The 23,466-nt window shown below is 50.5% G+C and carries 16 protein-coding genes; 8 read left to right on the plus strand and 8 right to left on the minus strand.

Translation table 11 applies throughout. The annotated features are described in order from the left end of the window. The first annotated feature begins 192 nt into the window (after positions 1-192). The 3 genes from P8N76_26075 (at position 193) to P8N76_26085 (ending at position 3,323) form a co-directional block, all read left to right on the plus strand. Positions 193-1,317, plus strand: coding sequence for a PqqD family peptide modification chaperone (locus tag P8N76_26075; protein ID MDG2385165.1), 1,125 nt, complete (start codon positions 193-195; stop codon positions 1,315-1,317). A gap of 391 nt (positions 1,318-1,708) precedes the next feature. Next, positions 1,709-2,368 carry a glycosyltransferase family A protein gene (locus P8N76_26080; GenBank protein MDG2385166.1) on the plus strand — a complete coding sequence of 220 codons (660 nt, stop codon included), beginning with the start codon at positions 1,709-1,711 and terminating at the stop codon, positions 2,366-2,368. A 121-nt stretch (positions 2,369-2,489) separates the two neighbouring features. Then, a complete protein-coding gene (locus P8N76_26085) occupies positions 2,490-3,323 on the plus strand; it encodes a hypothetical protein (GenBank protein MDG2385167.1) in 834 nt (277 codons plus the stop codon). Between the two features lie 87 nt (positions 3,324-3,410). Here the strand turns inward: P8N76_26085 and P8N76_26090 are convergent, their stop codons facing one another. Next, a complete protein-coding gene (locus P8N76_26090) occupies positions 3,411-5,405 on the minus strand; it encodes a pectate lyase (protein ID MDG2385168.1) in 1,995 nt (664 codons plus the stop codon). 441 nt (positions 5,406-5,846) lie between these two features. Between P8N76_26090 and P8N76_26095 the strand changes: the two genes are divergently transcribed. Further along, on the plus strand, positions 5,847-7,244 hold the full coding sequence (locus P8N76_26095) for a hypothetical protein (GenBank protein ID MDG2385169.1): 1,398 nt from the start codon (positions 5,847-5,849) through the stop codon (positions 7,242-7,244). 255 nt (positions 7,245-7,499) lie between these two features. After that, positions 7,500-8,543 (plus strand): hypothetical protein, encoded by a 1,044-nt coding sequence (locus P8N76_26100; GenBank protein MDG2385170.1) that lies wholly within the window; start codon positions 7,500-7,502, stop codon positions 8,541-8,543. Positions 8,544-8,868: 325 nt separating this feature from the next. Here the strand turns inward: P8N76_26100 and P8N76_26105 are convergent, their stop codons facing one another. Further along, the gene (locus tag P8N76_26105) at positions 8,869-9,861 is read right to left on the minus strand and encodes an SDR family NAD(P)-dependent oxidoreductase (GenBank protein ID MDG2385171.1); all 993 of its coding nucleotides are present in this window, start codon (positions 9,859-9,861) and stop codon (positions 8,869-8,871) included. A gap of 1,245 nt (positions 9,862-11,106) precedes the next feature. On the opposite strand from P8N76_26105, the gene P8N76_26110 reads away from it, so the two are divergent. Next, complete coding sequence (locus tag P8N76_26110) at positions 11,107-13,644, plus strand: DUF6288 domain-containing protein (protein MDG2385172.1); 2,538 nt, start codon at positions 11,107-11,109, stop codon at positions 13,642-13,644. Positions 13,645-13,953: 309 nt separating this feature from the next. On the opposite strand, the gene P8N76_26115 is transcribed toward P8N76_26110, so the two are convergent. The 4 genes from P8N76_26115 to P8N76_26130 form a co-directional block, all read right to left on the minus strand. Then, the gene (locus P8N76_26115) at positions 13,954-14,775 is read right to left on the minus strand and encodes a polysaccharide deacetylase family protein (protein MDG2385173.1); all 822 of its coding nucleotides are present in this window, start codon (positions 14,773-14,775) and stop codon (positions 13,954-13,956) included. 478 nt (positions 14,776-15,253) lie between these two features. Continuing rightward, on the minus strand, positions 15,254-15,787 hold the full coding sequence (locus tag P8N76_26120; protein ID MDG2385174.1) for a hypothetical protein: 534 nt from the start codon (positions 15,785-15,787) through the stop codon (positions 15,254-15,256). A 363-nt stretch (positions 15,788-16,150) separates the two neighbouring features. Further along, positions 16,151-16,702, minus strand: coding sequence for a nuclear transport factor 2 family protein (locus P8N76_26125; GenBank protein MDG2385175.1), 552 nt, complete (start codon positions 16,700-16,702; stop codon positions 16,151-16,153). 53 nt (positions 16,703-16,755) lie between these two features. Next, positions 16,756-17,721 (minus strand): hypothetical protein, encoded by a 966-nt coding sequence (locus P8N76_26130; protein ID MDG2385176.1) that lies wholly within the window; start codon positions 17,719-17,721, stop codon positions 16,756-16,758. 270 nt (positions 17,722-17,991) lie between these two features. On the opposite strand from P8N76_26130, the gene P8N76_26135 reads away from it, so the two are divergent. Then, a complete protein-coding gene (locus tag P8N76_26135) occupies positions 17,992-19,146 on the plus strand; it encodes a dihydrodipicolinate synthase family protein (GenBank protein ID MDG2385177.1) in 1,155 nt (384 codons plus the stop codon). A gap of 150 nt (positions 19,147-19,296) precedes the next feature. Here P8N76_26135 and P8N76_26140 read toward each other — a convergent pair whose 3' ends face one another. Further along, complete coding sequence (locus P8N76_26140; GenBank protein ID MDG2385178.1) at positions 19,297-20,838, minus strand: PEP-CTERM sorting domain-containing protein; 1,542 nt, start codon at positions 20,836-20,838, stop codon at positions 19,297-19,299. Between the two features lie 552 nt (positions 20,839-21,390). After that, positions 21,391-22,284, minus strand: a complete 894-nt coding sequence (locus tag P8N76_26145) for an alpha/beta hydrolase (GenBank protein MDG2385179.1) — start codon at positions 22,282-22,284, stop codon at positions 21,391-21,393. A 449-nt stretch (positions 22,285-22,733) separates the two neighbouring features. Between P8N76_26145 and P8N76_26150 the strand changes: the two genes are divergently transcribed. After that, positions 22,734-23,453: a hypothetical protein gene (locus P8N76_26150; GenBank protein ID MDG2385180.1), complete on the plus strand. Its 720-nt coding sequence runs from the start codon at positions 22,734-22,736 to the stop codon at positions 23,451-23,453. Positions 23,454-23,466 lie beyond the last annotated feature (13 nt).

Genomic DNA, 23,466 nt, shown 5'->3' on the forward strand with positions numbered 1-23,466 from the left:
GAAAGGTGTGATTGATCTGAATTGGAGACTCAGCATTCCCGTAATCCCCAGTCGCCTTTCGTATCCGTCTGTATCTTGGGTGCTGACAAACGACCTGCTATCAAAAGAGCTATCCAATCCGTCAGGGAATTCGGATTAGAGGTCCACGTTGGTGTCGCGGGCCAGCGGGAAGAGCTGGAATCTATCGGCGGGGTGCATCAGCACCTGATTAAATGGAAAAGTGATTTCGCTGCAGCGCGCAATAGTTTGCTGGCCCAAGTCGATTCTGAATTTGTTTTGTGGATCGATAGTGACGAAATACTTCTAAGCTTTTCTGAGCTTGATTGGAGTCACTTGCAGGGCGACTTGCATGCGGTTCGTATCTGTGATGAAGCGAATTTGACGGCCACGACTCGAGTGCGCTGTCATCGAAACAGTGCCAACGTAAGCTGGGTTGGCGCGATTCACGAACAGCTTCGCTCCACGAGTGAAGCCAATGACTGCCCCCGAACCTTGCCAGGGATCTTGATCATTCATGAAGGTTACGAAGATCCTCTCTCGTATCCAGAAAAGTATCAGCGAAATCTGACGATCGCTACGGAGCAAATTGACAAAGGGGAAGCATCGCATGGGGCGATGTCAGTCTTGGCCAGTTCAGGTGGTAACAATCGGTCGGAGGAAAACGTGCGACGGTGGCTGCAATGTTTTGAGCACCCTGATGTGCGTCCATCCAACTATGTCGACCGACGGCACGTTGCCGCCGCGGTGCTTTGTGAACTCGGCCACCCAGAATCCGCTCTATCAGTGTTGAGTCGCAATCCGCTCATTCTTTCACTTCAGTTGGCGGTCCTGGCAGACGGACTTCGTGTCACGGGAGAAATCGATGAAGAACGCCTTTGTTTTGTGGAAAAGGTTTTGCGGCACGGGGCGTTTGATCATAATTATCCATTGCCAACTGAGCTCCTGGGGCAGAGTCGTGATGGGATTTTGAGTTACCTAAATCAAATTGTTGAGGAGTGGACTGTGGACGATAATGAAGCTGAAGTTTCTTTTGGTCCGGAAACTCGGTTTGCCAGAAGTGACCGTATTGAGGAAGAGGAATTTGACGGTGACCGCGTGTTGCTGCATATGGATACTCGAAAGGTCATTGTGCTGAACGCGACCGCCGCCGTCATGTGGCAAGCGCTCGCTTGGCGAGTTACGCGTGCGGAGCTACTCGATCTATTGAAGGAAGCTCATCCTGAATCGTCTACAAGTGAGCTGGAAGAATCCCTATCACAAACATTGGCTATCCTTCACAAAGAGAGCTTTCTCGAAATCTGTGAATCAAACAAATAAAGTTGACGCGTTTGTGATTGCTTTGGGCGAGTTTTTCTGGAGCAATCAATGCGATTAACTCCAAGGATTTTGGACCGATCTGAAATTCAATCGGGAGGTCGCGTTCAATGGTATAATGGATCACAGCGATTGGCTTTTCGCGTAAATTAAATAAGTGGAAGCACGATCCGAACGGCGCGCGGGATTCCACGGCGTAGTTTGCAAGCCAGGCAGCCAGCTGAGTGGTGGTGTGACTTTCATGCCGAACGGTGGCTGGGGGCGACCTGTGATCTTCGTGGTTTTCGCTTCTTTTCGGCTTCGCCCGATTTTGCGAACGTGGAACGACAACTCATGCGTGATCACGAAATGAAATTCTTCGCACAAGAAGTTCGATGCTTGAAGGATCACGGCAATGGGTGAGCTGCTCAAAACAACAGTATGTGTCCCTTGTTATGGACCTCATTTCGAACTCGTTGAAGAATTGATTGACGCATATGAAAAGCAGACCGTTCCACCTGATGAACTGGTGATTTCTCTGTCTGAATCGCTGCTTTGTTCCGTGCCGGAAAAATATGACACACCTTTTCCTGTCAAAGTCATTCGCTCCGAGGAACGACGTTTTCCAGGAGAAAATCGGAACGTTGCAGCGGAGCATAGCAGCGGAGATATTTTGATTTTCAACGATGCGGATGATTTGCCATCTCGTGGACGCGTCGAAATCATTCGGCAAGTGTTTGCTTCCCGCCCAAATGCTTTGGGCGTTGTGCATGATTGGGTTGCGAACGTTGACGCAGCAGAGTTTTTCGAGCAATCCAACACGATTACCGTCGAAAAGTTTTCGGTGCGACCTTGGGTCAAGGGGCAAGGAGGGTATGCGAACGGTCCTGTTTCAATTCGTCGGTCGGTGATTGACCATGTTCGGTGGAGTGGGATGCGAAGGGCGCAGGATGTCGAATTCTTTCGGCAGCTGTATTATTTTTGCCGGGCGTCGAAGAAGTACATTGCCTACATCGTTGATCCAATCTATCTTTATCGGAAATCGCTTTCTTCAGAAAGAAGAGACCCGTCGTGAAGTTGCAGCCGGTGAAAAACACGCTCGCCCAGCGGCTCTGCGAGAAGGCCGTTTTTTGGGTTTGGCGTTTGAGATAAAAAAACGATGATTCTTATTGAGAATGGGGGCGTCGAAACAACCGATGAACTTTGCCTTTGAATGGGAAGATTCGGTTGTTTTCCTTTCCGTGAGCGTGCAGCAGTTTGCGGAACGCGTAGGCTTCTACCTGGATATCGTTCCCGTCGCCTGTCGCGTGGCTGGCGAGAGTGATGTCGAAGTTGAAGTTCTAAGTTCCGGCGGTTTTGATGTTTCATTTGCTGGTAGGCAGCGTCACTGCGAAAACTCCCAGGATTGCCTTGTCGCAATCTTGACATTCGTCAGCGCGAGTTTCCTGAGAAAGACTCGCCATCTCGTTTTGCACTCGGGTGCGATCTGTATTGACGATCAGGCTGTCCTCTTCGTTGGAGAGCCACGCGCCGGGAAATCACTTTTCGCGCTGACAGCCTGGTTGGCGGGGATTCCCCTGATCGGAGATGACTGGATTGCGATTGATTGTGAGCAGAGAACGGTGATTCCCTTTCCGAAGACGTTGAAGCCTCGACTAAGCTTCGATTCGCTTACGACGGCCGCCCAAAACCGGATTTCGAAAGATGACTATGTGGAAGGTCGGCTGCACGAGGAGCACCGACTGGTCATTAGTCGAAAAACAGCGGGAATGGTGGGGTACGCCGAAAGGAAGCCCGTCTCCAGGATGTTGTGGCTTGAGCGAACTACAGAGACATCGGCGATCTCGCCACTCAAGAAACAAGAAGCGATCGAGATCCTACTGTCTCAAGTTGTTCCCACCAAATCAGCATCGGTGCTTGCAATACTCGAGGTATTGCAACCTCTTGTTAATTGTGGAGCGTGTCAACGCTTGGCAATTGGTGAGAACGAATCGGCGCAAGCCGTGCATCGCCTTTTGCAGCCGGAATAATGTCATCACGATTGGGAAGGATATCGCCTTGGGTTGTCAGGCGTTGAAAGGGGTTCTCGATTCATCAGCCCAAGTGTTGCGTAGTCTTTAAGGTTGAAGAGGCGGGGAGCTGTTTTGCTGGCTCTTAACTCTCAAGTCAAAGTGGTTTTCCAATTCATGGCAAGCCATTCCCCATTCACCGAGCACATCCCAGGAATCAAGATGAGTTTGAGTGGCAACGGATTCGAGGCCGCGTCCGCCTCGGGCCGCGGCATCAGGGCTGATTTCCCCACGCGCTAACTTTGCGTCGTAGACGAGTTGCCACTGATACCAGACCACGTTATTTGAAGGATATACCTGTTGAAAGGCTTGCCCCCATTTTGAATTGCGGTTGCCGTACCAACGCCCCTTCGAACCTATGAATCTGAAATCTGACATTGTCGAGATACCGCTATAGCCCGGTCGCCCTAAGTACGGGTAGGCCAAGCGTCGGTTGCGCAAGTCCAAGACGCGATGTGCCGCATCAATGCGGGCTTGCAGGTACTGGTCAGGCGTATAACGGGTGGTGTTCGAGTAGTATTTCTGAAGTGATGCGCGACCGCCTCGCTTGTGTTCAAGTAACGCACGTCGAATTTCAGATAGTGAATTGCCCATGCCCGAATGGCAAAAGACGTACATGTTGTAATCGCGAGGCGGATTCTGACGCGATGTCGCCAGCTCTGCTAATCTTGATACGGGAGGCCAGTCGTGATCGATCAACTTGCCATATTTGTTTTTCTGCTCGACGGTCAGGGGGTTCCAAGCCATTAATTTGAAGCTGAGTACCCGTCCCCAGTTCGAACCGTCTGGCAGCCACGCATCGGGCCAACCCGGTTGATATTCCATCAAGAAATTTTCAGACAAGATGTGATGGGAGGGTGTCCAGGCTTCGCTCATCGCACGCCAGTGGCCTAGCACTTGGGGGGCGATTTCCTGTTGACGGACGTGTTCGTGCCAAGCGTAGGCACGACGCAATAAATCCATGTGGGATTCGTTCCCGTCGATCAAATAGAGCCAGATTAGCAGCGGGCCAACACCCCGCGTGAAGGCTCGTGGGTAAGGTAATTCAATTTCATATTGGCGCGCTCGGACTGGCGTGCCATTGTCATGATATTGTTCGCACCAACCGACAACATCTCCCTCGCCCAAGTTGGCCTCCGCGATGAAATCTCCCAAGCGATTTAATTTGGCGATGTATTTCCTGTCGCCAGTCAGATGATACATCATGATCATCATTTGAAAGCATGAGTTCGTGGCGTTGTCATTAAAGGAGACACCGTCTCGGACCCCTGTATGTCCTGATCCTTTTCCGCTGAACGACCATTGATCAGGCCAGCCACCGTTGTTCCGTTGCAATCTGAGCAATAAATCAGCGCATCGACGCGCGGAAGACAGGTATTTTGGGTCGCCGCTCACTTTATGAGCATAGAGCATGATCCAAAATGGTTCGTTGTTGAAACCGTCTTGGATCCGGACGAAATCAGCGCTCAGGTCGCCCCAAGGCCAATGCCCTTGTGCCCATTGAGCTTTGAGGATTACGTCTGCTGACCTTAACGCTGACTTCAAGTAGTTTTGATCGCCGAAGATTTCGTAGCCTCGTAATAGGCCAACGGTGGTTGTTCTGAGGCGTTGGACGTCGGCGCCGACGTATGAGTTGGCGATCTCGATCGCTGCTTGTTGATTCAGCCAATTTCGAACTTCCTCTTCGACTCGTGAAAGCAATTTCGGATCGGCCCACCGCTGGTTTTCACGTTCCTCGATCCTAGCCAACAAAACTTGCAAATCGTCAGTTTTTGTCTTTCGTTCTGAATCCGACAGTTCCTCGTAGTGCGCCGTTTCTCCACCAAACAGGCTGGCCCGTTGTTCCCAGCTCAGTCCTTCCTCTGACAGAGCTGCGTAGGAAAGATCTTTGTAATGTCCCAGTTGCTTGTCAAACGTCAGTTGAGCGGGGCTGTTGGTGGGCACCAGGAAGAGGCCCCACAAGAGGATGTGAGCCCAAGGCGAAAGCTTGTTGAGCTGTAGGTTGAAAATCACGTCGGTTGTTGGAAAGGATCGCTGATGCATCGCGTTGCCCTATTCATTCGCCGAGGATCGTTCGAAGTGCAGCCTGGATGCCATGATCTCAGCTGACTCTCTATCGGAAATCGTTGCCTATCGGAAACCGGAGTTCTCAGGTGTGCATTTCCGATGCTGCGATCCTAATTCTGAATTTTAATGTTTCCCAATCATACTCGGCGCAGGCAGGTCGACTCGTTTTGAACCCCTGATCAACCGTGATTCGTGCGGAAAAAGAAAAAACAAGAAATCATTGGGTGGTTAATTCGCGAATCTCGCACGAGCTCTAGAGACGGGGCGGTTTGTTGAGATAGTCGCCGCCGGCATAAGTGTGAAAAGAGGGTGCGTCTCGGCTGATGCCCTTGAATCGCTGCCAGGAACTTCGGGATTTGCAGCGGATCGATACGATGATTGTGCAATTTGTCATTCTCTTCAGAAAAAGGTAACGAGATGAATCAAATCGTAAAAACTTTGATTGGTATTCTAATTTGCCTGGTCTTTACCGGCCCCCTGTTGTCTGCTCCCCAGGAAAACGGCGAAGAAGACAACGCGAAGCAACAGTCAGGGAGGTCATTCGATGAGCGTATGAAGGAGGCACGTAGGCCCCTGCAATTTATTCTGATCGGGTATATGGACGTCCATGACGGTCAGGAGGAGGAGTACTTGGAGGTCGAAGCTGACTGGAAAAAAATTCACGATGTAATGGCCGCGCAGGGGAAGATCGTTGGTTGGGGCGTGGCGAAAGCCCGTGAAAATAAATTTGGATATGAGTACATCACCTGGACATTGCTCAATTCGCGAGAGGTCTTGGACCGTTTGTATGATATGGATGCGATCAAGAAACAGATGGGCGCAGAGAAGTTTGATGCGCTGATGGAGAAAACGGGTAAGACTCGCACGATTGTTGGTCGCGAGTTATTGTCTCTCGAGGACTACACCGTTGACCAGCTCGAAAAATCCGGAAGGGAATTAGGTGACGACAAGGAACCTCGTGCAGAGGATGTTTCGTTTTCCATGGACTACATGTATCCGGCTGAAGGGAAGGATGCCGAGTATGTTGCCATGGAAAAGGATATTTTTCAGCCTATTAAACAGTATGACGTTGATAACATTCCTCGCTTTCTCGGCTGGAGACTTCAGCAGAAACTCATGTCGAGTGGTAAGACGAATCCTGCACCGTACCGAGTCGTGAATATTTTCCGTCGAGATGTTCCCGAACTGTCTGAAGCCCAACGAGAAAAGATCAACGCAAATGCTCCTAAGCTCCCTGAAGATATGAGCTACGAAAAGGTGATGGAACTACGGAAAATGGAGCCCGTGCGGTTCGACGTTGTTTATCGAACAGATCGAAGTGAGTCCGCAGAAGCCAAGGCATGGGAAGAAATTCAAGGTTCCTGGACCCATACTTATGACGATGGATCTTACCGCGTCAAAATTATCGCACCTTATTCAGAGACGCTGCAGAATTACAACGCTGAGGGTAAATTAGTTCGCGAAGGCACCAGTCCGATGTCGATCGCGGTCAAGGGTGGAATCAAGCATTTCTCGACTCATCATCCCAACGGTACTTGGAATGGAATTTATGAGATGCACGATGGAAAATGGTATGAGCAAATGCGAGGCATTTTTCACAATGTTTCAGGTGAGCCCAATAAGTTCCTGATTTACTCCAAAGGTGATTCCTCCTCGGACGACGATTCGTCGGACAACAAGCAAACATCTGCGGCGCCATCTGATGATGCGACTGCCGATACGGAGTTGAAGTCTTCGAGTCAACCGACAACATCGTCCAGGCGATTCGGCTCTCGATTACGCGATTTGAGAAGTCGACTCAGTCGTGGTCGATAAGTCGACCGCACAAGATGTCCCACGACTGTAGCGAATTGCTTGTCTGTTTGAACTGCAGTTTAGGTGGGGCGATAGTGGCTTGATCCGATTCAGGGCAAGCGAGGTGTAATGCATCGCCCTTGCCTGATTTTTCTTCTTTTCTGTGCTTCGCTTTCAATCCGTTTTGTGCATGAAATGTTTTCTGCCAAGTACAGGGGATGAAAAACGGGAGAGCGAGAATTGGTTTTTGACAACAAATTATTAGGAGCAAAAAGCGTGCGAACGATATTCTATTTCATTCTTCTATTCGCCTGGTTAAATGTTGTTTGTTTCCATCTCCCCGCCGTTGCTGAGGATTCCAACTCCGATGCAGAATTTATCGCTCCTGCTTCGTGGTCCGAATATCTTGACAATACGATTGTCTTGGGGACCTGGGTCGGGCATGGCAAGACAGAGGAAATGTGGGTCGGCATTCCTGCAGGTGTTGAATATACCTCGACCGAAAAGCTGGAGATTGGAGATGAGGGGAGTGAAATTCAGCAGCAGCACTTAATGAAAACCAAGGATGGGAAAGTGTTCTCGACCGGAGGCGGACGTTTCTTTTGGGATGACGAGTCAGACCAAGTGAAGATTACCGTGTACGGGCTTGATAATGGGAGTGATTTTTTTTCCGGAACGTCGACTCTGATTGGAATTGACAAAGCAAACGGCAAGGAAAGATGGAAGCATATCGAGACAAGTCGAGGGGTAACCACCGAATACATCATTGAGCGATCGGCTAAAACCCAGAATGAACGCTCCATGCGATGGCAAAAGGCCGAAGGTGGAAAGCCTTGGACGATTCACAAAACGCGATTGAATCGTTTGGCTGAGGTGACGGATGTTTTCGATATGACCGGCACCTGGGAAATGAAATTGCCAACCGGGGATTCGATGATCATCAAGGGAACACTCGGGCTGGATGGTCGCGCCTTGTTTGCAGAAGAGATACAGCGAAAGGCCGATGGGACTTCAGAGAAAAATGGAACTTTTGTGATGTGCTGGGATCCTGTGAACGAAACGGTAGCTTTTCATGGCTTGGGGGCGAACGGCCTTCGTTGGCAATCCGAAATGCTTTCGTTGACAACGGATAATGATGAGGTGACGATGGTGACTCGCTTTCAAGGGGCGATGGACGGAAATCATGCCAGTGGCATTATGACCCGAGTGATCAAGGGCGATAAGATGACTCAAAAGTTTTCTGATGTGAAGATGGCGAATCGGAAGGATACGCCTGGCTGGGCTAAATTCGCACCGGTTTTTACACGTGTGAGCGACTAGAATTCGCTTGGTGATAATCGCGTTCAAAGCCGCGATCGTCTTTCACGATCGCGGCTTTTCAATTGGGTACTTGTCGCGTACTTAGAAGTTCGATGGTGGAGAGGGGAGTTTCGCCACACAAGAACACCTGGGTAAAGCTAAATTCGACACGCTGGGACAAACCTTTGTGCTCAAGAGCTAATCGCTCAACAGTCGCATCGGTTGCGTTTCTGTTCTGTGGCCGATTTACCTTACGTCCAGGGAAGCAGGTGTCGGCTCGACGCTGCATGCACATGTGTTCTCATGGAGGGCACGTCTACGCCTGTTTAAACAGCGACCCATGCGTTTAAGTAGCAGATCTTTGGTGCGCTGCGACTGAGTCGATGATGGCATCCAGATCCTTGAGCGGCTGGTAATCAATCGCTTCACGGAGACGCGTCAACACTGGCACACGCCTCCGGATGTCTTCAAATGATTCATCGTAGGCATCCGCGTAGCTTGTGAATTCGATCGTAGCAGCAGGATTGACTCTTGCCACCACGCGTTGTGCCAGTTCAAGGATTGACACAGGAACATCACTGCCAATGTTGTACACACGCCCCGCAGCTCCCGACGTGTTCACCAGATTCACAACAGCGGAGATCACGTCATCAACGTGAGCAAAGCAGCGAACCTGAGCTCCATCATCATGGACGATAAGTGAATCGCCTCGTATTGCCGCTTCAACGAATCTTGGCAAGACCATGCCATAAGCACCGGTCTGCCGCGGTCCGACAACGTTAAAGAAGCGACCGATAACGACTGGTAATCCATCATCTTTGTTATGGGCGAGGGCTAGAAACTCATCGATGGCCTTCGAGACCCCGTAGCTCCAACGCGGTCGAGTCGTAGCTCCAAACACAAGATCGTCTTCTTCGGTCCACGTTGCTTTGGGATTCTTTCCATAAACTTCACTGGTGCTGGCAATGAAAGTAGGTACGTAATCTCCTTGGGAAGCTCGCTTTCCGAGACGGTCGAGAATCAGTTGAGTCGGGTAAATGTTCCGTTCAATTGTCTGAATAGGCTGTTTGGCGATCAGAGCAACACCGACCGCAGCGGCAAGATGATAAACACGATCCGCACGTTCCACGACACTGCTGACGAGCTCATCATCCTCGACGGTGCCCTGTATATATTCCAGTCTCTTGTGCCCCATCACTGCCGATAGGTTCTCAGCCTGCCCCGTAGATAGGTCATCGACCACAATCACTCGATGCCCCTGACTCAGGAGCGTCTCAGTAAGATGTGAGCCGATGAAGCCGGCTCCTCCTGTAATCAGGCAGGTTGCGGAAGAATTCACGATGCGGGTGCTCAGGGAAAAAGTGGGTGAACTTCAAACTGGAACAAGGTTCATGATGATTCGCGGAATTATCCCAACCAGATGATGGACGCAATTCGTAGGGTCTGACGACCTACTTTTGGATCGGACGCCGGCTAGGAAGCCCCCAGATAACATCGAGCTTAACGTAACAAACCGCACACTGGTAGTTGATAATTGGCGATCGAATACGTGGGTTTGGGTGAATCACACCAACTAGCGATTTCCAGAACAGGTAACTTACCCGCCGAACTGTGATTTTTTCATGTCGCCGTTCCGATGATGATGTCCGCCATGGCCTTTGCCGACGTTGCCCCCCGGATGCGACGCGCCTTCCGACCAAGATGCGTCGCAACATGAGGACCACGCCGGCGACCAGTAGTGGCGGTTGCGCCATTTCAACCCCCACGAGCGATGAGGGGGGAACGTTGGCCGTTCTTGCATTCGCTGGCTTGGGATGGGTTGCCTTTCGACGACGTCGTTCGTAGGCGCGGCATACCAACCGACCTTCGCACTCCAATCCGCAAGTCGACCGAGCTTGGGCTCTGATCATCGAAGCTCGCACCGCAGGTGACCCGCATTGGTAAGCGGTCTACTGAAACCCACCTTGTGAAATCAGCGTCAGTTTCTGAAATCAAGGTCGGGCAGGTTGCTCACACAAAAGTTGTTGTGGAAGTAGGCGTGTTCCTTCGTTTGGACGAATATGGGAGTCTCAGGTGCTTTTAGTCTCGGATTGAACTGCCGAAGGAGCGAAAGACGGTATGAAGATCTCCGTAAAACCTGAACGCAAGCGATTAGGATAGAAGCTCAAGTTCCAACAACTACGGTGATGACCCTGTGCTTCTGATCAATCTCGAAACGCTAGGTACGCAGACGCCCGATCCTGAAAAGCAGCAGATGGAGTTGACCAATTTCCACGAGGTGATCGCAACTATTTCAAGAGCTAATCGCTCATCAGGAGCATCGGTAACGTTTCTGTTAAGGGGCCGATTTATCCATCACTTGCCGGGTCGGTAACGCAAACGCTGACCCTTCTTTTGAAGTCAACATTCGTTCAGAATCTTTACGATCGTTGGCAGAAAGTCTAGCGACTTTTGGATTACGTAATCGCCCCATAAGCTGGTAGGATGCGTCTGACGTGATGGCACCGATACCCGGGTGAGGGGAGATCAAGTATCGACGGTTTGTGGCAATGCTGGCGTGGGAAATTCGAAGCAAGGGGATTTGATGAAACAGACTTGGAATAGGGCGCATGGCAACACGAGTTGTTCCGATGGGGCCTTGGATGGTGATCGGGATGATGAGCATCCATCAATGATTTCTGGGAGTCTGCACGGCGTTGGTTGGCGGATTCGATTCTTTCGATTGAGGCCGCGGGAGTTAGGGCTTAGTTTGGCGATACTGATGGGTGTCGCTCTCCTTGGCAATTCTTCATTGCGAGGGGGGAAGATTCCCGATTTTACTGCAGGGGATGAGCTTCCTCCGACAGCGACCCACGATTGGAATCTAGGACCCACCGGAGCGCGAGGCTGGATTTACAGCGATGAAATGGAGACCCGCCAAGCAAGGCAAATCTATGTGACGGAAATCGAGCAGGGATCGCCAGCGGATTCCATTCTTCAGATAGGTGATGTTCTGTTGGGAATCGGGCAGACCCCCTTTTCTGATGATCCAAGAAGCGTATTGGGACGAGCGATTGGCCAGGCTGAGGCCAGCGATGGCAAGTTGACGCTGTTGCGTTGGCGCGAGGGTAGAGTGCAGGCGGTGTATCTGAGATTAGCCGTATTGGGCGAATATGCGGAAACGGCTCCTTTTGCCTGTGGAAAGTCGCAACGGGTTTTTGATCGGGGCGTGGAAACACTCGCTAACAAGATGAAGGCCAATCCTACTGCGGGTAATGGAATCGTCCGCTGCTTCAATGCGTTGGCCTTGTTGGCAAGTGGTCGTGAGGATTATTTGCCGTTAGTTCGTCAACAGGTCGAGTGGGCTGCGGAGTACCGTGATCCTCAACGTCGTTCGTTGCATTCGTGGTTTTACGGACCGGTCAATCTTTTGTTAGCGGAGTACATTTTGGCGACGGGGGACCAAACCTTCTTGCCCTCGTTGCGCCGAAGCACGAAAGAAATTGTTGAGGGACAGAGCGCCGTTGGGTCATGGGGGCACAAATTTGTACAGGGAGATGGGCGGCTTACCGGCTACGGGATGATGAATGCCCCCGGGCTTCCATTGACAGTGTCCTTGGTGTTAGCGCGCGAGGCTGGCATCGATGATCCGAAATTGGATGAGGCAATTGACAAAAGTGCTCGGCTGCTTCGATTTTACGTTGGCAAAGGAAGCGTGCCTTACGGAGATCATCATCCTTGGATTCAAACACACGAAGACAACGGTAAAAATGGCATTGCTGCGGTTCTGTACAACCTGCTGGGGGATTGGTCGGCAGCAGAGTACTTCTCGCGGATGAGTGTGGCATCCTATGGGGCGGAACGCGATACCGGACATACGGGAAATTTTTTCAATATGTTGTGGGCGATGCCGGGGGTAGCGTTATCCGGGCCTGAGGCATCTGGAGCTTGGATGAAAGAATTTGGTTGGTATTATGATCTTGCCCGACGATGGGATGGAAGCTTCATTCATCAGGGACCACCAGCAATCAAGTACGACAGTTATCGGCGATGGGATGCTACGGGTGCTTATTTGTTGGCGTTTGCTCAGCCACGTCGAACGATCCATTTGACGGGGAAAAAGTCGAGTCGGGTCCCTCAGGTGACGCGTTCTCAAGCCACCGCATTGATTGCTGATGGTCGCGATTGGAGCCCTTCGATTCGAAAACGCCCGTATGCGACACGGGATACCGATATGTTGTGGCAGGGTCTGACAAGTTGGTCACCGGTTGTACGAGATCGATCGGCGACGGAGTTGGCGCGCAGGGAAGGCGATTGGCTGCCGCGATTGGTAGAAATGCTCGAAGCGGAAGAGCTTGAGACACAGCTTGGCGCGGCCCAGGCCTTGGGCATGATGCGCGGTAAAGCGGCCTCTGCCGTTCCGGCTTTGCAAACCGCTTTACAAAGTGATGATTTGTGGTTGCGCATCCAAGCTGCCGATGCGTTAGCTGCAATTGGTAAACCGGCGCTAGTGGCCGCACCTGAATTGCTGGAAATGTTGACCCGTCAAGATCTTGAAAAGGATCCGCGGTCGATGCAACAGAGGTATCTTTGCTTTGCGCTGTTTGATCGTCGGCAGGGCTTGTTACGCCAATCACTCGAAGATGTCGATTCTGAGTCGTTGCGGACCGCCGTTCGAGCTGGACTGCGGAATGACGACGGACGGGCGCGAGGAGCCGTAGCCTCGGTTTATCGCAATCTGAGTTTTGAGCAATTGAGGCCTTTATTTCCAGCAATTCATGAAGCGATTGCTGAACCCGCACCGAGTGGCATTATGTTTTCCAGTGAGATCCGCATGCGAGGGTTAGAATTGTTCGCCAAGCATCACGTTGCCGAGGGGATCGACTTGTTGGTCGGATATGCTCGAAACCAAAGGAAGCATGGGAGTCAGCGGCGACTGCCGGAGGTGATGAAAATGCTCGTTGGCTATGGCGAACATGCCCAACGTGTAATTCCTGAACTGGAGGCGGTCGCAACGTACTTTGAAACTGAAGAAACAGAATTTCCACGTAAGCTAAGTCGGCAAAAATCCGCTGATATACGCTTAGCGGTTCAGCAAATCAAAGCTTCCACTGCCAAGCCGAAGTTGCTCTTTCTGAACTGATGAGTGCAGCCGAAATGGGTCTGGGTACTGAGGGGAGGCCCTGGGGATTCGCTGACTGTTCGTTGATTTTGTGCACCGTTAGAGCGGGATACAGACTTGCACGACGAAGATCTCGCCACGGAATCTTCTTCAAGTCAACGATGTGTGTCTCTGGATGAAGGCGACTCATGGGGTCCGGGATATTGTCGATCCCCAAGGACGCCGGCGAGCCCAGATGGTGAATTCCAGCAGAAAAGAATCACTTAGTTCGCTTGGGTTTTGCGAAATACCGTATCCCGCGGAATGAGTCGATAGAACGGGAGATTTGAATCATGCGAACGAATTGCGCATCAGCTGCAGAGGTTCTCGAAAACGTCTCACGAATCGATGATTCTTGATTCCAAAAGTTTGCAAGTTCACGTGATAATAGACACCAACTCGTCTGAGCGCCATCGTACCATAGGGTTCCGATTCGCCGCGAACCGTAACGACAGCTTGGGAATAGCCCGCTTTCTCTACTAATTCGGTAGTCAGTTCGTCCAGACGTCCCTCTGGATAGCAAAACGAAGTGACAGGTCGTCCCAAAGCATCTTCGAGAGTTTGCTTAGAATTTTCGATTTCCGAGATCCTCTCTGGCACAGAAAGAGTTGGTAGCAAGCGGTGAGTTGCCGTATGGGAGCCGAATTCAAAGCCATTGTCTTGCATTTCGTGGACTTGTTCCCAACTTAAGACCTCGTTCGCTTCATGCGACTCACCCGCGTCAACGCGTGCTTGGTCCCACCAAAAGATCTTTTTGGTGCCTACGCTGGTAGACACCAAAAAGATGGTGCCACGAAAGTCAAACTCTTTCATGATTGGATATGCGACTTGATAATTGTCAGCATACCCATCGTCAAATGTAAGCACAGCCAATTTGCGACGATCACCTGAGTGTTCTAGTGCCTCGTTCAGAGTTACGATCTGGTAATTGTGTTTCTTCAGCCACTCTAGCTGTGCTCTGAAGTTGTCGGCAGAAACAGCTAAGCTATCCGTTCGCAACAGACTCACGCTATGGTAGGCGAGGATGAGAGGGTGGTTTCCTCGAAGGAAACCGTGTGGCTTACATGCCTGTAGAAACATTTCGAATGCTCTTCCGAGAGTTGCCTTGGGCATACTCAACCTCTCCAATGGCGAAATAGCCAGCCTGGTAATGATCTTCTATTATAGATCTTCAACATGTCGCGCCGGTCGCTTCAGAACCGCTGTAGATGGAAATGCTGGAAAAGTATTCTGGCTGGGAATCGTTAAAGTAGGATTATTCGACAGACGTCATCCGTCATGAGCGACATTTGCCAGGGAGAGCCGCTTCCCCGCAGGACTGGATGAAAACACTTTTGTGGATCGATCGAAAGGAACGGGATCTATCTTCCCCGTGTTTTTGCCGCTTCAACATCACATTAGTGATTGGGAGTGTTCTGCGGGAAGTCATGCGACACCACGGATACGTGCAGATAGATAACCTTCCCGGTGACAACGCAAAACGCCGAGAACCTGTGGCTCTCGGCGTTTCTTTCCCGCGGAAAGATCGTCGGAATGTCGCATCCAAAGATTTGCTGAAACGTCGGCGAGCGAGCAACTCACACGTGTATGCTTAGTTTTTGACGCGTGAAAATTTGTCATGTAATGGGGCGGCTTTTTTTCCGCCGACAAAGAAATTGTCGCTGATTAAGTGGATTTTTTTTCCACCGTCTTCGAACTGCCAGAAACCACTTCCGGTCATTTTTTCCCCATTTTCCAGTGAACCGGTGAGTTTCCAGTTCCATTTTTCTGGAGACTCTTTTGAGATCACAACTCGCCAAGTTCCACCCCCATTTGAGATTCCGTTGCCAACGATTTGTTTTGCTCCCGCATCGTAAACGACCATTTCGGTCTCGATGCCAGTGCCGGCAATTGCGGTACACATCAGACCTTCACCATCGGCAATCATTCTCCCAAACCGGATACCCGTAATGATGTCTCCACGTTTTTCCTTGTGCTCTGGCCAATCGTGAATTAGCTTGATTTCGGCAGTAAAACGGCCCGACATGGCTTTCGCGAATTCGTTGAATTCATCCTTGGTAGATGTCATCTCTTGCGCTGCAACGGAACCTGCAAGGAAAATCGTGGCGATCATTAGACTTTTCATCGAAACGTTCCAATTTAATAAAGTGCGAAAAAGAGTGAGACTGCAATCAGTCGGTTCTCTTGAGTGGAAGTTTGTAAATCTGTTTCGACGTTTTGATTTGCAGCTTGGGTAGGTATCAAAATACATGCGGTTGCCTCTTGATCGACATGAGGAAAGGCGGCTCACAAGATCGAATGCTACGTCGCAAAATCAGACATTCCGAAAGACGTTCGGAATGTCTGATCATGGATCGGGGGATCCAAGGCGACGAAATTCAATCGATATGGCTGGTCCAATCGGGAAATGACAATTGAGATCGCAAGTTGATTCTTTGAGAATTGCAAACCGTCATAGGCGTCGACGGGCTGAGCGAGTTAATCTTGTTTAATTTTTTACGGCTGCGGCCTCTTCTGCCGTCAGGAAAGCGGGGTCGCAGAATATCAGCACGTTTACGACTTTATCGTCTTCCCAGCGAAAATCGATGTGAATCGGAACTCGAATAGGTTTTTTCGTGTTGCGACCTTCGGCTCGGAATGTGGTCCAGGCATTCGACCAGACAGGGGGCTTGGTGAGTCCCTCTTCGGCGAATGTTTTTCCTGACATGCCAATCGCATCGAGTCCAAAGTAATTTGTATGGACATGGTTGGGGCCAAATTCGATTTGTTCGAAGAGAACCTCTCGAATTCTTTTCAACCGATCAATGTAATTCTTCTTACCCTGAATCACCTTGGAATTAACTGCGACTTGAAGATCGTCTGCAAAAAAGTCGTTGACATAATCCATGTCACCTTCAGAAATTGCTTGAAAGTATTGCCTGACCTTTTGCGACGTTTGATCTTTTGTGCGAAGTGTCGACTGTTCGTCGGGCAGGTCGGCCGCCGACACGATGACGGTCATCAGTGTGATCGTTTTCAAAGTGAGTAGAAATCGTGTCATGCTCTTATCCAAGAAAAGGAATGAGGAATTCGGTGGACTCGCGAATCGTGTGACTATTCAGAGATTCGTCGGAATGTTTGCGTGACAACCGTACCGTCGCTAAGCACCTGGCGCCCCTTGGCAAGATCACGATTGATTTGTTTGAGCTCCAGTGTTCCGGTTACAACTTTTCCATTCGCATCACGGTTATGAATCTTTCCCTTGATTCTTTTGGGGGCGACTTCGTCAAAGATGATCTCGGAACATCGCCCTCCTGGCCCGTAACTGTTCGAAACCATCAATTTCCTGCTAGGTTGCCAGCCAACAATCTCGTGCATTTTTGATCCGTCATTGTCTTCCCATTCTCCGATGAGGTAATCCGCATTCGGATAGGGTTGACTCCAATGGACTCGCGATGAAGTTCCTGAACTTCGTTCGATGGACCAATTCCCAATTAGCCATGTCCAGGGGCACCGATTCTTTTTAGCGGCCGTCGATTCGCTGACGCGTTCTACGGTTATGCGACTTGTTGCAGGCTCCTGACTGTCCAGGTCGAATGCCTGTTCGATCACGAATTTGTCTTTGCTTTTTAAAACGTAGTTCGATTCGTGAGTGCCCTGTTCGCCATTCCACAACACCCATTTTCCAAGTCCTTGATTCTTCCATCCGGTAGAGGTTTTTGTCCACACACTTTGTCCGTATCCCCCGTAGCCTCCAAATCCCCGTTCCAAAATCCGTTTGTTCTTGGCATCCCATAAGACGACGGACATGTTCGTCATGCCCTCGGGAGAATTTTTGTTTGGGTTAATTTGCATCCGCCGCACCAAGGCGTTTTGGTCAAGGTCCCATTGCCAAGTGATGGTGCCGCTGGTTTGCTCATTGAAATCCTCACCCGAGAATTTCCATGTTCCAACAAAATAATCAAACGCCTCCAGGTGTTGATGGGTTGAGCCGGGTTCGACTTGAGCAACGAGATTGAGAGCTGAGGCTTGCACAAGACAAAATGCGAGGATTTGTACGCCTGAGAAGTTAGATTTCATTTTTCGATTTTCCATTCAGCAATTAAGACGCGACTTTTGCCAGCTGGAAATTCCATTCTCCGGGGCCGTGACGGCTCCCTGGCAACCTGTGGGCTCGAATCGCAAATAAAAATGGTGAGTAAATTGGCACTGGAGGTGGGGATTTCCATTTCCCAGAACTCAATCTGATAGTGCGAGAAAACTGATAGTGCGAGAAAAGCGGAGGAATTGCCCGATCAAAATTAGGCTGTTTTTTTGCTACGACCCGGGTTGCCTTGAATCTAGGCGGTGATGTGGGTTCGCCTTTCACTGCCAGATGGGGAGAATGGGATACGGAGTGGCGACTGTTTATCTCGTGTGGCTGAAGAAAAACAAGCCTGGAAGCCGTTGGATGACCCTATTTGCTTGCATCATTGGCTGTACAGCAGCGATGGGATTACCCGGAAATCAAGATTGATATTGGTGATGCAACCCAATACGATCACGACTCAAAATTGGCCGCAAAAAACAGATATGGCGGGAGATTTTCAATTGGCAGTGAAAAGATTGACTGGATTGGTAGCGGCAACCTATAGCCCGATGCATGATGACGGGCATGATGACGGCTCTTTGCGTGTTGACCAGATACGGTCGATGGTCGATTACTTGCTGGCGAATGGAGTCTCGGGACTTTATGTCTGCGGCAGCACAGGGGAGGGGATGTCGTTGACGAGCGACGAGCGTCGTGTCGTAGCCGAGGCGTATGTCAAGGCTGCAGCAGGACGGGTTCCCGTGATCGTACAGGTGGGCCACAACAGTATCAGTGAAGCTCGGCAACTTGCCGCGAGTGCGTCCGAAGTTGGCGCCGATATGATTTCGGCAACCTGTCCTTCCTACTTTAAGGTTGGGGGTGTGGAATCGCTCGTCGAATGCATGCGTGAGGTCGCCATGGGGGCGCCGGAATTGCCGTTTTACTATTACCACATCCCAATATTGACCGGCTCTAAGCTCGACATGGTTGAATTTCTGCAGACTGCTGCAGATCGCATTCCCAATCTTGCGGGGCTTAAATTCACTGACACGGCCTTGCATGAATTTCAGCAGTGCCTGGAACTTGAATCTGGTCGCTTCGACGTCTTGTGGGGAGTCGATGAGATGTTGCTCGCTGCTCTCGCGACGGGAGCAAAAGGTGCGATCGGAAGCACCTACAATATTGCCGCACCGTTGTATCGCGATATCATCAACGCCTTTGAGCAGGGAGACATGGCGGAGGCACGTCGGCTTCAGTCTTTATCAGTGAACATGATCAGGACGATTGCTGCCTATCCGTTTCACCCTGCAATGAAGCGTGTATTGCAGATGCTCGGTTTTGAATTCGGCGGATGTCGTTTGCCGCAGCCAGCCATTTCTTCCACTGAGACCGAAGAATTGCGGCAGCGGCTAGAGGCGATCAACGTTATCAAATAGAACTTGGTCGTATCCGATCGACGGTTCTGATTGAAGACACGGAGTTCGCAATCCATTCGGAAGGCTCGCACCCCTCACCGGGAGATGAGTGCCCGGTTTGATATTTGAGTGCCCGGTTTGATATTTGAGTGTTTGCGCCTTTCTAGAGAACTAGGGAGATCGACGAACCACAAGCAACCCAAGAAGACCTGTCAAGAGGATGCCTAGAGTTGACGGTTCAGGCACGAGTGCGCCGGTGCGAGCGCCTTGTTCGAAACCTCCGTCTTGAAAAGCTTTGACAAAGTCGGCGCTTGTGAATCGACGGTCGCCATTCCAGTCGCCTTGCGTCCAGCTTGCCGACTCACCGGTTTCGAATCGCCCCGCTTGGAAAACAGTGACGAAGTCAGATGTGTTGAAAACGCCATCGAGATCCGCATCGCCAAACCAGGTATTGGCAAGACTGACCACCCACTCCTCACGGTCTTGGCCATTCACGAATCCATCGCCTGTCAGGTCAAATGCTAGATTGTTGGTTCGATCGCTAATCTCAATTGCTTGCAAATCCAAATCGGCTGTGTCGAGTTCGCCACTATTGTCGTAGTCCCCCTCGAGGTTATTTGAGGGAGTTACGTCGGAGAGCGATTGGCCAATGCGAATTTCGTCAATGAAGAACTTGGTACCCGAAAAGTTGATTGTGTCAAACTCAGATTGCTCAAGATCCGGTTTATTTGAATCCCAATTGATACTGGAAAGTGGTGGTCGGTCCTCAATGAAATCGTCGAAGGCACTTTCGCTGATTGTGTCACTTTCCAAAAAGCGAACAACGGAAACAATATCCTCACCAGCCGTGTCAGCGTCCCATTCGATTTTTCCCACGACCAGGTTGGCGGGAGCAAATTCACCTTCGTCATCTAATTCCTCCCAAATCATGGTTTGGAAGTCAGAGTCCAGCGCGCCGTTGGAGTCTGGATTGGGCGCGATTTCATCTTGAATGCCGTCGTGCTCACCCAGTTCACCATCCTGGTAACCGCCTGGTGTGTGGTTGTTGACACCATCCTGGAAATAGGCAGGGAATACATCCCCAAAGTTTGCGCGGGTTGGACCACCTCCGCCGCCAATCCCGTTCCCGTCGTTTTCGAGAAACCTGCCGCGGGCATTGTCAGGCGACGGATCGGTGCTGATCATGAATTGCGGCGACTCTTCGTTTCGGTCCCAGCCTCGCACTGAGATAAAGCTGAACCATGTTGTGGTTCCTGAGACAAAGGTTGCCGTCACGTCAGGATGCAACGAAATGGATGCGTCCATCCAACGTCCCGGTTCGCCGCTGAACGGATCTGGATCATCCGTATCATCCGGTCCGGCGAGACCCACGTAGCCGCCCAAGGTTGCCAAGTTATCAACAACACCATCCCAAGGGTTTGGCCCTATTGGATCGTTGGAAGGATTCGCGTCCGAGAGATAGACTCCCGAAATATCTCCCTCCTGATGAACACGCCAGCCGTCTTGAGGAATTGGCCAGCTGTCTTGCAGGTAATCGAAACTGGTCCAACTGCCGACGGTTCCCAACGCACCACTTTGGTCATTCAGATTTCCATCCGCATAGGCGAATGGCTCGTAGACAAGCAGTCCTGCCTGCGCCTTGTGTGACGCATTTCCGCACGCCATTAACAAGCTGAATATGCCAATCCTCCAAACCCATTTGTCGTGTCCCATAAACCGCTTCTCCTAAGATGAAAATTGTGAAAAGGCGAGGCGTGATCTGTTGAGTAACACTGGCAAGCAGTGTTGGCAGTTACCCTAATTTGCGTCGCGAAATGGGCTGCCATTCTACACGTTTTTTTGGCAACCAGATAATAATTACGCGTGCGATACACGAAACTTATTGTGCTAAGAATTTAATCATCGACGCGTTTTCTTCTTGCCCTTGGCGGTTTGCCGGCACGAAGGCTTGACGAACTGTTCTTGATTCAATTAGGGGGAAGATGGCAAATAGCCGCCGAAATCAAGACTGGACTTCTAGCTTGGGGAGCGAACATGAGAGGCAATGATCTTAAATGCCGATTGCCGTGGAACGTTTGAGGGCGACGAGAGACAGCATTTTTTTTCTTCGCTGAGAATCCGATCACTGTCATGGCAGATTCGGATTATGGGGTGACGCAGTTTGATAAACTGTATCGTTTTCGAGGCGCTAATTTAGAGCGAATGTGCTGTCGACGCTTCGATCGGCCACAATGAAAAAACGACTTTCAAGCGATCGAACACTTGTTATTCAGAATGGGTTGGTGGTTGTCGACGCAGGAATGCGATCATTCGTTCCCACGCCATTTGGCAGCCCTCGAGTTCAAAGAACTGCATAAATCCGTGCGGCATATTGTCCATGATTTGGAACTCATGATTGATGTTTGCTTGTTTTAGCTTTACCGCTAAAGCTGCCGATTCGCCACCGACCAATTGGTCTGCACTCCCTTCCAGCAAAAAACAGGCTGGTGTTGACGGTGGAAATTGGTTCAGTAGTGGGCTGACTAGCGGATCGGACAATCCTGCTTGTCCAGCATAATTGTTGACCTGTTCAATCACCCCTGGTTGATAATCCGATCGCTCGATGGTGGCAGCCAAATCGTAAGCGCCATAGAACAATAGCAGTGATGACAATTGCTTGCGGATTGATTCCGGACTGCGGATGGCTGTGGCAAAGGCCAAATTTGCACCGGCCGAGTCACCACCGATTGATATGCGGTGACGGTCGGCGCCATAGGTTGCTGCGCTGTTGATTATCCAATCGAGGGCTTGGGAGATGTCGTCAAGCGCAGAGGGAAAAGGATGTTCCGGTGCTAAACGGTAATTGGGTGTGATCGCAAGAACCCCATGTGCGGCAAAAGTCATGCTGACCTTTCGGAAGCTTTTGGCACTACCAAATGCCCAGCCACCACCATGTAGATACAACACGATCGGGAAAGGGGGTGTTCCAAGCGGGCCCGCAATGTCGGCATGCAATTCAGGTGTTAAGTTGACCTGCTCGTGATATTCGCCGATCTGAGGTAAATCGTGATTGAGGAAATTTTCGGCGTAACGTTCCCAAGCCTCCGTTGATTCTTGGAGCGTTGCGGGTGGATCCCAAATCGGAATGTTACGCAGCCGATCAAGATCCGTTTCAGCCATTGTGTCAGTCACCTTTCAGGTAAATCACTTATTTGCAACGCATTTATTAGAACGGCATTGAATCATTATTTGCATGCAATGTCCACTCGTATGCCGCTTTGGTTGGTCGTGCGTATCTATTTAACTTGCTCCGCCTGATGCCCCATTGTGTATCGATTAAGCCGAATGACACAGCTTGGTGATGAGTAACTCGGAGTGGTGCAGTTGTTGATTTTATTATTCAGTAGAAGCGATCACCGCGCACTTGCTTGTCCTTTGGCGGAGCCTGGTTGCTTTGGGCGGCTGGTCCGTTTTAAGGACTTGCAGTATTTTTTCCGGATTGGCGAGTGAATGAATTTGTGGCAAACACTCTGAACCATTGCGGGAAACGCAATGACGGGGTTCAATAACAATAAAAGAGAATCAATCGATTCACGACAGCCCATGATTTGAAGGCCGTAGAAAAATACATGCGATCTTTTCGCCTTTCAACAGCTCTGCTCCTGATCACGATCGTTGCCCTGATTTTCGCCACTTTTGTTGCCTGGCGGCAAGTCGCTTTATCGAAAGATGAGTTGTCGCAGATTCATCGTCGTTTCGGAATCATTCGTGTCGCGGATTCAAACAAGACTTATGTGCGTCGATTCGTGAGTGAAGACTATCGGGTTGATACTCCGTTGAGTGGGCAAACGGAGTCGTTCCGTATTTTTCCGGCTGATGAAACTCGCTATGTATTGCATCTCAGCGAAGTGGCTGATTGCAAATTCGCATATCCGAGCATTGCAGGGCTTGTGCCAACAAAAACGATTCCGCTTGATTCTTGGCGACCAGGTGCGGTGGTTTCCTGTCAGGTAAGTCGCGAAGCAGGCGTGCCTCGCGTGTTGATTTCTGCTGATGGAAAACTTGTTGTCGATTATGAAACAACCGCCCGATTTTCGGACGTTGCCAGTACCACATGGGCCTGGCCAGAGATGGGCATGGGAACACAACAGGAATTTTCGCCGGACCAGTCAATTCGTCTTTTGTGGTGGTATGCCGATAACTCGAAACGCGGATTCATGTTTTGGCTAGAGCCCTATCAAGTCTGGCAAGAACGAGGAAAGGATCGAAAGTCAGATATTCCCAGCGAGGATGACCTGAAGGCAGCCATCGCCTCCTCAACCCGAATAATTTGGTTTGGCCGCTGTTAACTTGCATTCGATG

This window comes from Pirellulaceae bacterium (genome assembly GCA_029243025.1).
Taxonomy (GTDB): domain Bacteria; phylum Planctomycetota; class Planctomycetia; order Pirellulales; family Pirellulaceae.